This is a genomic window from Streptomyces sp. 63XJN7_1_ISO-PGPR-S23-121 (genome assembly GCF_056173025.1).
In genome coordinates this window covers 3,501,063-3,515,907 of sequence record NZ_CM149653.1, presented here as the reverse complement: position 1 = coordinate 3,515,907, position 14,845 = coordinate 3,501,063, and the positions used below count along the sequence as shown (strand labels likewise).

The following is a 14,845-nucleotide window of genomic DNA, read 5'->3' as shown; positions in this document are numbered from 1 at the left end:
GTCAGCGGCGGGCGAAGGACAGCACGGCGAGGAGGGTGGCCGGCTGCCGGGTGGAGAGGTACACGTAGGGCGCCGGACTGTCCGGGTCCTCGATCTCGATGCGCAGGGCCGTCGGGATGTGACTGCGCAGCAGCATCTTCGCGCGTACGTCGGCCCGCCGGGTGCGCCACAGGAACGCCTCCTCGGGGTCGAGGATCTCCGCCAGCCCGAGCGCGGTCAGCGGGAAGCGGAGCTGTCCGGCCGTCAGGTGCCGGTCCGTCACCACGATGGCGGCGGCACCGTAGGCGTGCAGCCCCAGGGCGGTGAGGGCCGCCACGACCAGCAGCCCGGTGACGGCGGCGACGGGCCCGAAGGGCAGCAGGAGGACGGCGGCCATCACGCTCAGCAGGGCGGCGAGCCAGGAGGCGGCTCTCGGGACGCCGAGGCGTTCTTCGTACAGACGCATGTGCTCACCTTCTCAGCTGCGCCCCGGCAGGCGGGCGGCGGCCGGGGGGTGCCCCGCCCGGCCGCCGCCCGGGCGGGCCTACAGGGTGCGCTCCAGGCGGTCCGCCACGAGCTTGACGAACCGGGCCGGGTCCTGCGGCCGGCCGCCCTCGGCGAGTACGGCGAGGGCGTGGAGGAGTTCGGCGGTCTCGGTGACCTCCGTGCGGTCCGCGCGCTCGGTGTGGGCCCGGTTCAGGGCTTTCACCAGCTCGTGGTCCGGGTTGAGTTCGAGGATGCGCTTGGCGCGGGGCACCTCCTGGCCCATCGCCCGGTACATGTTCTCCAGCGCGGGCGTGAGGTCGTCGGCGTCGGAGACGACACAGGCCGGGGAGACCGTGAGGCGGGAGGAGAGGCGGACCTCCTTGACGTCCTCGCCCAGGTGCTCCGTCATCCAGCCGAGCAGCCCGGCGTACTCCTCGCTCCGCCGGTCCTTCTCCGCGTCGGCCTCGTCCTCCCGGTCGCCGTCGAGGTCGATCTCGCCCTTGGTCACCGAACGCAGCCGCTTGCCGTCGTACTCCCCCACCGCGTCGGTCCAGACCTCGTCCACCGGGTCGGTGAGCAGCAGGACCTCGACCCCCTTGGCCCGGAAGGCCTCCATGTGCGGGGAGGCCTCCATGGCCTGCCGGGACTCGCCCGTCATGAAGTAGACGGTGTCCTGGCCGTCCTTCATCCGCTCCACGTACTGCTTCAGGGTGACCGGCGTGTCGGCGTCGTGCGTCGTCGCGAACGAGCAGACGGCGAGGAGCGCGTCGCGGTTGTCGGGGTCGGTGATGAGCCCCTCCTTGAGGACGGCGCCGAACTCCCGCCACAGCGTGGCGTAGCGGTCCGGGGCGGACGCCATCATGTCCTTGACCGTCGACAGGACCTTCTTGGTCAGGCGGCGCTGGATCATACGGATGTGCCGGTCCTGCTGGAGGATCTCGCGGGAGACGTTGAGCGAGAGGTCCTGCGCGTCGACGACGCCCTTGACGAAGCGCAGGTAGGGCGGGAGGAGTTCCTCGCAGTCGTCCATGATGAAGACGCGCTTGACGTAGAGCTGCACGCCGCGCCGGTGTCCCTGGGTGAACAGGTCGTGCGGGGCGTGGGACGGGACGAAGAGCAGGGCCTGGTACTCGAAGGTGCCCTCCGCCTGGAGCCGGATCGTCTCCAGCGGCTCCCGCCAGTCGTGGCCGAGGTGCTTGTACAGCTCGTGGTACTCGTCGTCGGACACCTCGTCGCGCGGGCGCGCCCACAGGGCCTTCATCGAGTTGAGGGTCTCGGGCTCGCCGTCGTCCCCGGTCCCGCCGACGAGGCGGATGGGCCAGGTGATGAAGTCCGAGTACCGCTTGACGATCTCCTTCACCTTCCAGGGGGAGGTGTAGTCGTGGAGCTGGTTCTCGGTGTCCGCCGGCTTGAGGTGGAGGGTGACGGAGGTGCCCTGCGGTGCCTCGTCGACCGTTTCCAGGGTGTACGTGCCCTCGCCGCGCGACGACCAGCGCGTGCCCTGGGACTCGCCGGCGCGCCGGGTCACCAGGGTGACCTCGTCGGCCACCATGAAACCCGAGTAGAAGCCGACGCCGAACTGCCCGATGAGCCCGTCGCCCCCGTCGCCGTCCTCGCGCAGTTCCTTCAGGAACGCGGCCGTGCCCGAGTTGGCGATGGTGCCGATGAGCCGTGTGACCTCGTCGTAGGACATTCCGATGCCGTTGTCCCGCACGGTGAGGGTGCGGGCCCCGCTGTCGATGTCGAGGTCGATGTGCAGGTCGGTCACATCGGCGTCGAGCGTGTCGTCCCGCAGGGCGGCCAGGCGCAGCTTGTCCAGCGCGTCGGAGGCGTTGGAGACGAGCTCGCGCAGGAAGACGTCCTTGTTCGAGTAGACCGAATGGATCATCAGCTGAAGGAGCTGACGCGCCTCTACCTGGAACTCAAACGTTTCGGTCGGCATGGTTGGTGGCTACCTCACTGATCCGCAGTCGTCTGCACTGGCGGAGGCCACTTTAGAACAGCCGGGGCGCTCCCCGGGTGCCGTCAGGCGTCGTCGAGGACGGCGGCCTCCTCCAGCCATTCGGTGAGGGCCTCGGGCGGGTTGAGCCGCAGCGTCCTCTCGTCGTTGCCCGTGTCCGGCGGGACGACCTCGACGGCGACGACGACGCCGTGGCGGGCGGTGCCCGTGCCGAAGAGCCCCTCCGCGTCCAGGCGTGCCACGGCCGTCTCCATCGCACGCAGCCGCAGGTCGAACTCCGCCTCGTCCTCGCCGTCGGGCAGGTCGGCGAGCTCGCCGCGGTCCGCGAAGAGGTCGCGCACCGGCTCGAGGTGCCGTTCGCCCCAGCAGCAGAACGGGGAGTCGGCGTAGGACCACTTGAGGTCGAGGGGCGGGCAGTCGTGACGGGCCGCCTGTTCGGCGAGGGCCTGCTCGGACCAGGCGGACAGCGCCGGTCCGTACGCCTCGCCGGGGGTGACGAGGGTGCAGTAGTAGAACCGGTGGCCGGGGTTCTCCCGGAACAGGTCGGTGAAGGCGGCGCGGGCCGCGCGGTGCACGGCGTCGGTCAGGTCGTACTCGGTCGGCATCACGGGGTCGGCTCCGGGTGCGGGGGGGCTGGGCGGAGGGGCACGGCGACGGGCACCGGAGCGCCCGCTGCAAGAAGTTCAGTCGACAACGTTGACGCGGTGTCGAGGCCGCGGGCACATTACTTAACGGTAGAACCGATTGGTAACTCGCGTTCGGTACTCCGCGGTCGTCGGCGTGCGCGTCCCGCTCGCGGCACGGCCGTCGCCCGTCCCTCGCTCGAGCCGCCGCACTCTCACCGATCAGCACGCCTGCGCGGGCGCGACCGCGCCCGCTCACCCGTGCCCCCCCCTCCCGAGAAGAGAGAGCACATGCCGAAGCATGCCGTGCGCCGTGTCATGACCGCGACAGTAGCCGCGGTCGGCGCGCTTGCCCTCAGCGTCACCACCGCCGCCGCCGACACCGCGCCGTCCCTCGACTACGTCGCCCTCGGCGACAGCTACAGCGCCGGCTCCGGCGTACTGCCCGTGGACCCGACGAACCTGCTGTGCCTGCGCTCCACGGCGAACTACCCGCACGTCATCGCCTCCCGGACGGGTGCCCGGCTCGACGACGTCACCTGCGGCGCCGCCGAGACGAAGCACTTCACGCAGTCCCAGTACCCGGGGGTCGCCCCTCAGGTGGACGCGCTCGGCGCGGACACGGACCTGGTGACGCTGACCATCGGCGGCAACGACAACGGCACGTTCATCAACGCGGTGACGGCGTGCGGCACCGCGGGCCTGCTCAGCGGCGGCAAGGGCAGCCCCTGCAAGGACAAGCACGGCACGACCTTCGACGACCAGATCGAGGCGAACACCTATCCCGCCCTCAAGGAGGCCCTGCGCAGCGTCCGCGCGAAGGCGCCCAACGCGCGTGTGGCGGCCCTGGGTTACCCGTGGATCGTGCCGGCCACCGCCGACCCGTCCTGCTTCCTGAAGCTGCCGATCGCCTCCGGTGACGTGCCCTACCTGCGGAGCATCCAGACGCACCTCAACGCGGTCGTCCAGCGGGCCGCCGAGGAGACCGGTGCGACCTACGTGGACTTCGCCCGGGCCTCCGAGGGGCACGACGCCTGCAAGGCCCCCGGCACCCGGTGGATCGAACCGCTCCTGTTCGGTCAGAACCTGGTCCCCGTCCACCCCAACGCGCTGGGCGAGCGCCGCATGGCCGAGCACACCATGGGCGTCCTCGGTCTGGGCTGACCCGGCGGCCGGGGCCGTACCCGCCACGGTGTCAGCCGGCCTTGCGGAACAGCTCCGACATCCGGTCGCCCGCGCCGGCGGTCAGCACTCCGGCCGACTCCGGCGCCAGCAGGCCGACCCGCGCGGCCAGTTCCCTGCCGTGGACGTCGACGGCGGCCTCGACGAGTTCCGCCAGCGCCTCCAGCGCCGCCCGGGCCCGTGCCCGGGACACGGCCGCGCAGACGACGGCGACCGGCGCGGCCGGCCACCACCAGCAGGCGACCAGGGCGTAGCCGACCGCCCAGGCGGCGAGCCGTCCCGCGGCGCCGAAGGAGTCGCGGGACGACTGGATCTGCCGTACGGCGGGTTCGGGGAGGATCAGCCACAGCCGGGGCCACAACGCCGCGAGGTCGGCACCGTAGGCGTCCTCGACGCGGTCCGCCACCGCCTGCATCCGGTCGCCGTACCAGCAGGGCCGCACCGGCGGGCGCGGCGCGACGCGGTCGCGGGCCTCGGTGAGGTCCTGGATACGTGCCCACTCGGCCGCCGGGACCGTCAGCGCACCGTCCGCTCTCCCGCCGGCCGGGACGGTCCGGGCCACCGCCTCCTCGAGCCTGGCGTCCTTAAGGGTCCACCGGCGCCGTCGTCGTGCGGTCAGGGCGCGGGAGAGCGGGTCGCGGCCGGACCGCAGCCAGTACCGCTCGATCGCGCCGCCGAGGAACTGCGCCGCGAGCGCCGCCGCGGCGGCGGTGAGCAGGACGAGAGCCACCAGCAGTGCGGCCGTGCCGGTCCGGTCGAGCGCGGGACGGGCGGCGAGGTCGTCCAGCGTGCCGCGCAGCCGGTCGACGTCGTGCCAGTGACGGTGCCCGAGGCGGCTGCCGACGGCCGCGACGGCGAGGAAGAGGGCGCCGGGCAGCACCAGCAGGTTGAGCCAGCGCTCGGTGAGCTTGCCGCCCAGGGTGGCGAGGAGTGGGTTCATGGAAGCGGCGGACCGGGCGCGGTCACCGGTCGGGGCGCAGGCGCGCCTTGGTCATGCGCACGTCGTGGACGGCGCAGTGCGGGGCGGGCAGCAGGTCGCGGGCCCGTTCCGTACGGCTGCAGCGCGCAGGACCGGGGCACACGGCCACCTTGAGGTGCGTGGTCACGCCGGGCACCTCGACCCCTCGGGAGGCGACGAGCAGTCCGCTCGCGTACCCGGCCCGGCGCAGGGCGTGGTCGAGGGCGTCGAAGCAGGCCGCGAGCTCCTCGGCGCCCGCGCCCGCGCGCAGCAGGTCCCGCGCACGCTCGGCCGCCTCCCCCACGCCGGGCTGCTGCATCTCCTCCCGGGAGCCGAGCAGGGCGCACAACGCCGCCTGCCGTCGCACGAGTTCGGGAGCGCCGGGCGATACGGTCATGGTCCAAGTGTGCCTTAAGAAGGACCCAGTGGAGAGTGAGTCGCCAAGCCGCCGGAGCCGACTGCGCAGGGGGACGACAGGGTGAGGGACGACCGGGACCGGCACTTACGGGCCGTCCGCGCCCGCCTGGCGCGAGCGGGCACCGCGGAGACGGGGGTGGATCCGGACGTGGTGTTCGGCCCGGACGCGGACGCCGAACTGCGGGCACTGCTGCGGGCCGTGGACCCGAGGACCGATCTGGAGGCCCGGCACGTGGCCGGATGGCTGTGCTTCGCCCGCGCGGCGGCCACCGCCGGTGCCGAGGGCGGCGTCCACGGCACCATGGCCGGAACGCTGCTCTTCCCCGTGTGGGTGGCCGATCCCCGGCTCGTGCCGGCGGAGTTGGCGGCGCACTTCGCCTCGACCGCCCCCGGGGAGCGTCCCGACCCGTCGGACGCCGACGGGGTCGCCGAGTGGTCGGCGGGGTGCGCCGCGTCCGTGATCGCCGCCGAGGACCGTCAGCACCAGCCGCCGCGCGACGCCACGCGGCACGAGCTGGGCCTGTACGAGGGTGCCGCCTGGGTCGGTGCCGTCGTGCCGAGCCGTGAGGTGCTGCTCGGCCAGGCCGTCGGCATGGGCCGCCTCGCCGTGTTCGCCACACCCGAGGACGATCCCGCCTACGGCACCCGGGTCGCGGACCTGGTCCACGCACGGTCCCTCGGTGACCGGCCGGAGGCGAGCACGGGCCCGGAGGCGGCGCTGCGCCGCGCCCACCGCACCGTGAAGTGCCTGCCCGGCCACTCCCCCGACCGGCTGGAACGGCTGAGCAACCTGGGCATCCAGCTGCTGGAGCGCCACCAGCGGGCGCACGACCCGGAGGACCTGTACGAGGCGGTCGGCATCGCACGGGACGTGCTGGCCCAACTCCCCGCCGGCAGTCCGCATCCGGCGCACTGCCTGAGCACCCTGGGCGCGACGCTGCTGGCGCTGCGGCACCGGGAGGGCGGCACCCCTGAGGAGTGCGACGAGGTGGTGGACCTGTTCCGCCGGGCCGCCCCCGGCGACCCGAAGGGTCCGGCCGCGGCCGGCCTCAACCTGGGCCTCGCCCTCGTCCTGCGGTACCAGCGGGCCGGCCGGCCGCACGATCTGCACGAGGCGGTCGCGGTGTTCACCGAGGCCCTCGGCGCGGCGCGGGAGCCGGAGCAGCGCATCGGCTCCCGCGCCGCGCTGGGCAACGCGTTGCGCGCCCGGTACGGCCTGACCGGCGATCCCGCCGATCTGGACGCCGCGATCACGCATCTGTCCGCCGTGGCGGCCTTCGCCATGGAGGAGCCGACACCCCGCGCCGCGTCGCGGCTGCTCGCGCCCGCGATGGCCCTGCACGCCCGCTACCAGCTCGACCCCGACGGCAACCGCGCGGACCTGGCCGAGGCCCTCGCGCTACTGCGGCGGGCCGAGGGGCTGCTGCCTCCGGGTCACCCGGAGCGGCCCGTGACCCTCTGCGACCTCGGGCTGGTGCTGAGCGACCGTCACGAGCACAGCGGCCGCCCGTCGGACCTGAACGAGGCGATCGAGGCGCTGCGGGAGGGCGTGGCGCTCACCCCGGAGGGGCACGAGGTGCTCGGCGTGCGGCTGCTCAACCTGGGGATGGCCCTGAGCCTGCGCCACGGCCTGTCGGGTGACGGCGAGGACCTGCGCGAGGCGCAGGAGTGCCGGCGCCGTGCCGGGCAGCTGCCCGGTCTCGGTCCCGCACACCGCGCGACGCTGCTCGGCTCCACCGCGATCGGCGTGCTGACCGGCTTCGAGCGCGCCCCCGACCCGGACGCCCGGCTCGACGAGGCCGTCGGGCTCTTCCGGCAGTCACTCGCGCTGACCCCGGCGGGCGACCCCCGCCTGCCGCGCCGGCGCCACAACCTCGCCATGGCGCTGATGACCCGGTGCGAGAGGGCGCGGCGGCCCGGCGACGCGCGCGAGGCACGCCGGCTGGCCGACGCGGTGATCGCGGCGCTGCCCGACGACTCGCCCGAGCTGCCCGCCGCCCTGACGGTGGCCGCCGAGTCCCGCCTGGCGGGCCTGGGTTCCCTGGTGTCGCCGGGCGTCAGGGGCGAGGCGGTGGCGCTGCTGCGCCGGGTGGTCGAGCTCACCCCGCCCGGTCACGCGAGGCGCGCGCTGCGGCTGACGAACCTGGGCGTCGTCCTGCGCGACCGGAGCACCGGCCGGCGCCGCGACGCAGACCCGGCGGAGGCGGCCGAGTTGTTCCGGACGGCCGCCGTGGAGCAGCAGTGCCCGCCCTCCGAGCGGCTGAACGCCGCGCGAGCCTGCGGTGACCTCTGGGCGGAACGCGGCGTGTGGGACCGTGCGGTGGACGGCTATGTGCGGGCGGTCGACCTGCTGCACTCCGTCGCGCCGCGCCATCTGCTGCGCGACGACCAGGAGTTGCTGCTCGGCCGGACCGTCGGTCTGGGCGCCGCCGCGGCCGCCTGTGCGGTGCGCTGCGGCCGGCCCGGGCTCGCGGTCGGGCTCCTCGAGCAGGCCAGGGGCGTCCTGCTGTCCCAGGCCTTCGACGCGGACAGCGACCTCACCCGGCTCCGGGAGAGCGCACCCGAGCTGGCCGACCGGTTCGAGGAGCTCCGGGCGGCCCTCGACACGGCCACCGAGGAACAGTGGGAACTGAGCGCGGAACTCGTGGACGGCCTCCCGGACGGCGCGGTCCGCCCGTCCGGCGCCGCCGACGCGCGGGCCGACCGGCGCCAGCGGCTGGCCGCCGAGTGGCAGGAGCTCACGCACCGCATCCGTACCGGACATCCGGGCCTGGGCCTGCTGCGCCCCGTGCGCGAGTGGGACGAGAGCGAACTGCGGGCGACGGCCACGGCCGGCCCGGTGGTCCTCGTCAACGTCTCCCCCTACGGCAGCGACGCCCTGGTCGTCACCGGGCGTTCCGTCGACGCCGTGCCGCTGCCCGGCCTCGATCCGCGGACGACGGCGGCACGCCGGGCGGTGTTCGAGGAGGCACTCGTGCGCATCGGGGCGCCCGGAACCCCGCGCGCGCAGGCACGGCGCGCCCAGGAGGCCGTCCGGGCCACGCTCGACTGGCTGTGGCGGACGGTCACCGGCCCCGTCCTGGACCACCTGGGCCTGCCGGCCCGGCCCTGCGGACCGTGGCCCCGCGTGTGGTGGTCGCCCGGCGGAGCCCTGGGCACGCTGCCGCTGCACGCGGCGGCCCCCGCCGACGGCTCCCCCGGCGCGCTCGACCGGGTGACGTCGTCGTACACACCGACGCTGCGGGCCCTGCACCACGCCCGGCAGCGCGTCGCGCGCCCCGCGGGCACCACGGCGCTCGTGGTCGGGGTAGCGGAGGCCGCCGGCGCCGCTCCCCTGCCCGGCGCGCGCCGGGAGGCGGAGCACCTGGCCGGGCTGCTGCCCGGGGCCGCGGTGCTGACGGACGCGGCCGCCACGCGTTCCGCCGTCGTCTCCGCCCTGCCCCGTCACGCCCACGTCCACTTCGCCTGCCACGCCCTCAGCGACCTGGCGCGGCCGTCCGAGAGCCGGCTGGTGCTGCACGACGCCACCGAGCGTCCGCTGACCGTCCGCGACCTCGCCCGGCTCCGGCTGCCGTCGGCCCGGCTGGCGTACCTGTCCGCCTGCGACACCCTGCGCAGCAGCCCGGAGCTCGCCGACGAGGCCGTCCACATCGTCAGTGCCCTCCAGATGGCGGGATTCCCGCACGTCGTGGGCTCCCTGTGGCACGTCGTGGACGCCGTCGGCGCCGAGGTCGCGCGGGGCGTGTACGAGGAGCTGCGCACGGGCGGCGGCGCGCTGGACGTGTCCCGTACGGCCGGGGCCCTGCACACGGCGATGCGCGCGCTGCGGGACCAGTACCCCGAGACGCCCAGCCTGTGGGCCTGCCAGGTGCACGCCGGTCCCTAGGGCCTGCGGCTCCCCGCATACCCTGTCCCCGTGTCAGCCCCCCGTCTGCGTCGCGTCGCCGTCCTCGTGATCGAGGGCGCCAAGCCGCTCGACGTCGGCATCCCAGCGCAGGTGTTCACGACCCGCGCCAGCATGCCGTACGAGGTGCGGGTGTGCGGCGCGGTGCCCGGACTGGTGACCGGCGGCGACGGCCTGTCGTACCACGTCGCCCACGGCCTCGACGCGCTCGCCTGGGCCGACGTCGTCTTCCTTCCCGGCTACCGGTTCCCGGACCGCGAGGACCCGCCGCCGGCCGTCCTCGACGCGCTGGTCGCCGCTCACGACCGGGGCGCGCGGCTCGCGGCCATCTCGACCGGCGCCTTCGCGCTCGCCGCCACGGGCCTGCTCGACGGCAGGCGGGCCACGACGCACTGGCACTACACGCGGGCCCTGGCGGCCAGGCATCCGCTGGTCCGGGTCGACGAGAACGTCCTGTTCGTCGACGAGGGCCGGGTGCTCACGTCGGCGGGCGCGGCCTCCGGCATCGACCTGTGCCTGCACGTGCTGCGCGGCGACCTCGGGGTGGCCGCGTCGAACCACGCGGCCCGGCGCCTGGTCGCGGCGCCCTACCGCAGCGGGGGCCAGGCGCAGTACGTGCCGCGCAGCGTGCCCGAGCCGCTCGGCGAGCGGTTCGCCGCCACCCGCGAGTGGGCACTGCACCGGCTGGGTGAGCCCCTCACCCTGGAGACCCTCGCCCGGCACGCGGCCGTGTCACCGCGCACCCTGTCGCGGCGCTTCGTCGAGGACACGGGGTACACGCCGATGCAGTGGGTCATGCGGGCCCGCGTCGACCTGGCGCGTGAACTGCTCGAACGGTCGCAGCGCAGCGTCGAGCAGATCGCCGACGAGGCCGGTCTCGGCACCGCCACCAATCTGCGGCTGCACTTCCAGCGGATCCTCGGCACCACGCCGACCCAGTACCGGCGCACCTTCGCCCAGGGCGAGTGACGCCCTCCCGCTCTCTGGCGGAATCCTTTCGAACCGTGGCGATCACGCCGCTGTCCCGGAGGTCCACCGCGCGACAGCCTGGGTGGCGAGACGAAGGGACACCACTCATGACTCGCATCGCCATCAACGGATTCGGCCGCATCGGACGCAATGTGCTGCGCGCCCTGCTGGAGCGCGGCAGCGACCTGGAGGTCGTCGCCGTCAACGACCTCACCGAGCCCGCCACGCTGGCGCGACTGCTCGCCTACGACACCACGGCCGGCCGGCTGGGCCGCCCGGTGACCGCCGACGGGGACACCCTCGTCGTCGACGGCCGCCGGATCAAGGTGCTCGCCGAGCGCGAGCCCGCGCGGCTGCCCTGGGCCGAGCTGGACGTCGACATCGTGCTGGAGGCGACCGGCCGCTTCACGTCGGCCAAGGCCGCCCGCGCCCACCTCGACGCGGGCGCCCGGAAGGTGCTCGTCAGCGCGCCGTCGGACGGCGCCGACGTCACGCTCGCGTACGGGGTCAACACCGATGCCTACGACCCGGACGTGCACACCGTCGTCTCGAACGCCTCGTGCACCACCAACGCGCTCGCGCCGCTGGCCGCCGTGCTGGACGAGCTGGCCGGCATCGAGCACGGTTTCATGACGACGGTGCACGCCTACACGCAGGAGCAGAACCTCCAGGACGGTCCGCACCGGGACGCCCGCCGCGCGCGTGCCGCCGCCGTCAACATCGTGCCGACCACCACGGGCGCCGCCAAGGCGATCGGCCTGGTGCTGCCGAACCTCGACGGCAAGCTGTCGGGCGACTCGATCCGGGTGCCCGTACCGGTCGGGTCGATCGTCGAGCTCAACACCACCGTCTCCCGCGAGGTGACGCGCGAGGACGTGCTGGCGGCCTACCGTGCCGCGGCCGAGGGCCCGCTGGCCGGTGTCCTGGAGTACTCGGAGGACCCGCTGGTGTCGTCGGACATCACCGGCAACCCGGCCTCGTCGGTCTTCGACGCGGAGCTCACCCGCGTCGACGGACGCCACGTCAAGGTGGTCGCCTGGTACGACAACGAGTGGGGCTTCTCGAACCGCGTGATCGACACGCTGCTGCTGCTCGCCACCCGTTGAGGGGACAGCCGGTTACCGGTCCGCGGACTTCACCCGTCACAATGGTGGGATGAGCAATTCCAAGGTTTTCTTCGACATCGACATCGACGGCAAGGACGCGGGCCGCATCGTCTTCGAGCTCTTCGAGGACGTCACCCCCAAGACCGCCAAGAACTTCATCGAACTCGCGACCGGCGAGCACGGCTTCGGCTACAAGGGTTCCCCGTTCCACCGGGTCATTCCGCAGTTCATGCTGCAGGGCGGTGACTTCACCGAGGGCAACGGCACCGGCGGCAAGAGCATCTACGGCGAGAAGTTCGCGGACGAGAACTTCCAGCTGAAGCACACCGGCCCGTACCTGCTGTCGATGGCGAACGCGGGTCCGAACTCCAACGGCTCGCAGTTCTTCATCACCACCGTCCCCACCCCGTGGCTGGACGGCAAGCACGTCGTCTTCGGCAAGGTCGTCGAGGGCACGGACGTGGTGGACCGGATCGAGGGCTACGGCTCCTCCCCGTCGGGCCGCACCTCCGCGACCATCACGGTGCGGGAGTCGGGCCGGCTCTGAGCCCGCCCCCGGCCGGGCGAGGGCCCGCCGGACACGGCGCCCGCCGCACTCGATGCGGCGGGCGCCGTCCCGTTCCCGCCGTCCGCTCGCCGCCCGCGTGGTGGGGGGCGCCCCGCGGTGCGACGCTGGGGTGGAGAGGCGTCCGAGGAAGGGAACCGGGAGGGCCGATGGGACGTGACGTCCCGGCGCTGGTCTTCACCCGCGAGGACCGCCGCCGGTACCGGATCAAGATGCAGGAGTGCCTGGAGGCCTTCGCGCAGATGCTGCGCGAGTCGCGGTTCGAGACCGAGCGGCCCCAGGTCGGGCTGGAGATCGAGCTCAACCTGGTCGACGACCGGGCCGAACCGGCGATGCGCAACAGCGACGCCCTGGAGGCCATCGCGGATCCCGCCTGGTCCACCGAGCTGGGCCGGTTCAACCTGGAGATCAACGTCCCGCCCCGCCGGCTGACCGCGGGCGGTCCCGACGCCTGGGAGACCGAGATCCGCGGCGCCCTGAACCACGCCGAGGACCGGGCGAAGTCCGTCGGCGCGCATCTGATCATGATCGGCATCCTGCCCACGCTGCGGCAGTCGGACGTCGGCGAGGCCGCGCTGTCGGAGAATCCGCGGTACCGGATGCTCAACGACCAGGTGTTCGCCGCCCGGGGCGAGGACCTGCACATCGAGGTGGACGGGGTCGACCGGCTGCGGACCTACGCGGACACGATCACTCCGGAGGCCGCGTGCACCAGCACCCAGTTCCACCTCCAGGTGGCGCCGGAGGAGTTCGCCGGCTACTGGAACGCCGCGCAGGCGATCGCCGGGGTGCAGGTCGCGCTCGCGGCGAACTCGCCGTTCCTGCTCGGCAAGGAGCTGTGGCACGAGAGCCGCATCCCGCTGTTCGAACAGGCGACCGACACCCGGCCGCAGGAGATCAAGGCGCAGGGCGTACGGCCGCGGGTGTGGTTCGGCGAGCGGTGGATCAACAGCGTCTTCGACCTGTTCGAGGAGAACCTGCGCTACTTCCCCGCGCTGCTGCCGCTGTGCGAGGAGCAGAACCCGGCGGAGACGCTGGACCGCGGCGACATTCCCGACCTCGGGGAACTCACCCTCCACAACGGCACCATCTACCGCTGGAACCGCCCGGTCTACGCCGTCGCCCACGACAAACCGCACGTCCGGGTGGAGAACCGGGTGCTGCCCGCCGGGCCGACCGTCGCCGACACCCTCGCCAACGGCGCCTTCTACTACGGGCTCACGCGCGCCCTGGTGCAGGAGGACCGTCCGGTGTGGTCGCGGATGTCGTTCTCGGTCGCCGAGGACAATCTGCACACCGCGGCCCGCAACGGCATCGAGGCGCTGCTGTACTGGCCCGGCATGGGCGAGGTGCCCGTGGCCGAGCTCGTGCTGCGGCGGCTGCTGCCGCTGGCGCACCTGGGGCTTGAGCTGTCCGGAATGGACGCGGCCTGGCGGGAGCCGCTGCTCGGCATCATCGAGCAGCGGTGCGTCACGGGACGCAACGGCGCGGTCTGGCAGAAGGAGACGTTCCATCACATCGACGACTCCACGCACGTCGGCCGGCACGAGGCCCTGCGGCGGATGACCCTGCAGTACATGGACTTCATGCATCTCAACGCCCCGGTCCACACCTGGCCGGTCGACTGACCAGGGAGGCGGCAGACGATGTGCCGATGGCTCGCCTACTCGGGTACGCCGGTGCTGCTCGAAACCGTCCTGTACCAGCCGGACCACTCACTGATCGACCAGAGCCTGCACTCCCGGATGGGGGTGGAGACCACGAACGGGGACGGGTTCGGCGTCGGCTGGTTCGGCCCCGAGATGCGGACGCCCGCGATCGTGCGGGAGACCGGTCCGGCGTGGAGCAACCGCAATCTGCGCGAGATCGCGGGGCATGTCCGCTCGTCGCTGTTCTTCGCACACATCAGGGCCTCGACCGGCAGCGCCGTCCAGCAGACCAACTGCCATCCGTTCCGGCACGGCCGCTGGATGTGGATGCACAACGGCGCGATCGCCGACTACCACCTGATCCGGCGCGACCTCGCCCTCGCCGTGGACCCGCTGCTCTTCCTCGACATCGAGGGTTCGACGGACTCGGAGATGATGTTCTTCCTGGCCCTCACCCTCGGTCTGCGGGACGATCCGCCGGGGGCGGTGGCGCGGATGGCGGGGCTGGTGGAGGAGATCGGTCACGAGCACGGGGTGGAGCATCCGCTGCAGATGACGGTCGCGGTGACGGACGGCCGGCTGCTGTGGGCGTTCCGCTACTCCAGTCAGAGGGTCTCACGGTCGCTGTACTACAGCTCCCGCGTGGAGACGCTGCGCGCGCTGCATCCCGGGATGCCGTTCCTGCGGGAGGCGTCCGACGAGACCCGGCTCATCGTCTCGGAGCCCCTGGGCGACCTGCCCGGCGTCTGGAACGAGGTTCCCGAGGGCAGTTGCGGGGTCGTCGGGCCCGGGGGCGACGAGCTTCTCCCCTTCGCGCCGCAGGCCGCCTGACGTCGTCGGCAGCCGGGCGGGCGGGACGCCCGCCGTCACCGGGTCCAGTCGTGCGGGCCGCCGCCGCGCCACTCGATCCACTCCGCGGCCTCGACGTCCGACGCCTCCACGTCCTCCATCCCGGCGCGGCGCAGGAACTCCGCGATGTCGACGAGCGTGTAGGCCAGCCCGATGAAGGCACCGTCGAAACGGACGCGCCGGCCCCCGTCCTGGGCG

Annotated in this window: 12 protein-coding genes; 7 read left to right on the top strand and 5 right to left on the bottom strand. The window is 73.4% G+C overall.

Annotation, left to right across the window (positions count from 1 at the left end):
- Position 1 precedes the first annotated feature (1 nt).
- From AC0VYN_RS15370 to AC0VYN_RS15360, 3 genes are all read right to left on the bottom strand, one after another.
- Positions 2 to 445 carry a DUF3093 domain-containing protein gene (locus AC0VYN_RS15370; protein WP_451689419.1) on the bottom strand — a complete coding sequence of 148 codons (444 nt, stop codon included), beginning with the start codon at positions 443 to 445 and terminating at the stop codon, positions 2 to 4.
- A 78-nt stretch (positions 446 to 523) separates the two neighbouring features.
- A complete protein-coding gene (gene htpG, locus AC0VYN_RS15365) occupies positions 524 to 2,407 on the bottom strand; it encodes a molecular chaperone HtpG (RefSeq protein ID WP_475536472.1) in 1,884 nt (627 codons plus the stop codon).
- A gap of 83 nt (positions 2,408 to 2,490) precedes the next feature.
- On the bottom strand, positions 2,491 to 3,030 hold the full coding sequence (locus tag AC0VYN_RS15360; protein ID WP_475536889.1) for a DUF4303 domain-containing protein: 540 nt from the start codon (positions 3,028 to 3,030) through the stop codon (positions 2,491 to 2,493).
- A gap of 309 nt (positions 3,031 to 3,339) precedes the next feature.
- Between AC0VYN_RS15360 and AC0VYN_RS15355 the strand changes: the two genes are divergently transcribed.
- Positions 3,340 to 4,212 (top strand): SGNH/GDSL hydrolase family protein, encoded by an 873-nt coding sequence (locus AC0VYN_RS15355; protein ID WP_475536471.1) that lies wholly within the window; start codon positions 3,340 to 3,342, stop codon positions 4,210 to 4,212.
- A gap of 31 nt (positions 4,213 to 4,243) precedes the next feature.
- Here AC0VYN_RS15355 and AC0VYN_RS15350 read toward each other — a convergent pair whose 3' ends face one another.
- Entirely contained in the window at positions 4,244 to 5,170 is a 927-nt protein-coding gene (locus AC0VYN_RS15350; RefSeq protein WP_475536470.1) for a hypothetical protein, read from the bottom strand.
- Positions 5,171 to 5,192: 22 nt separating this feature from the next.
- Entirely contained in the window at positions 5,193 to 5,585 is a 393-nt protein-coding gene (locus AC0VYN_RS15345; protein ID WP_475536469.1) for a hypothetical protein, read from the bottom strand.
- Between the two features lie 81 nt (positions 5,586 to 5,666).
- On the opposite strand from AC0VYN_RS15345, the gene AC0VYN_RS15340 reads away from it, so the two are divergent.
- The 6 genes from AC0VYN_RS15340 to AC0VYN_RS15315 all read left to right on the top strand — a co-directional run bounded on the left by AC0VYN_RS15340 (position 5,667) and on the right by AC0VYN_RS15315 (position 14,629).
- A complete protein-coding gene (locus AC0VYN_RS15340) occupies positions 5,667 to 9,491 on the top strand; it encodes a CHAT domain-containing tetratricopeptide repeat protein (protein ID WP_475536468.1) in 3,825 nt (1,274 codons plus the stop codon).
- A 30-nt stretch (positions 9,492 to 9,521) separates the two neighbouring features.
- Complete coding sequence (locus AC0VYN_RS15335; RefSeq protein ID WP_475536467.1) at positions 9,522 to 10,478, top strand: GlxA family transcriptional regulator; 957 nt, start codon at positions 9,522 to 9,524, stop codon at positions 10,476 to 10,478.
- 107 nt (positions 10,479 to 10,585) lie between these two features.
- Positions 10,586 to 11,584, top strand: coding sequence for a type I glyceraldehyde-3-phosphate dehydrogenase (gap, locus tag AC0VYN_RS15330; RefSeq protein WP_475536466.1), 999 nt, complete (start codon positions 10,586 to 10,588; stop codon positions 11,582 to 11,584).
- Positions 11,585 to 11,633: 49 nt separating this feature from the next.
- A complete protein-coding gene (locus AC0VYN_RS15325; RefSeq protein ID WP_386924480.1) occupies positions 11,634 to 12,131 on the top strand; it encodes a peptidylprolyl isomerase in 498 nt (165 codons plus the stop codon).
- A 167-nt stretch (positions 12,132 to 12,298) separates the two neighbouring features.
- Positions 12,299 to 13,777, top strand: a complete 1,479-nt coding sequence (locus AC0VYN_RS15320) for a glutamate-cysteine ligase family protein (protein ID WP_475536465.1) — start codon at positions 12,299 to 12,301, stop codon at positions 13,775 to 13,777.
- Between the two features lie 18 nt (positions 13,778 to 13,795).
- On the top strand, positions 13,796 to 14,629 hold the full coding sequence (locus AC0VYN_RS15315; protein WP_475536464.1) for a class II glutamine amidotransferase: 834 nt from the start codon (positions 13,796 to 13,798) through the stop codon (positions 14,627 to 14,629).
- The last annotated feature ends 216 nt before the right edge of the window (positions 14,630 to 14,845 follow it).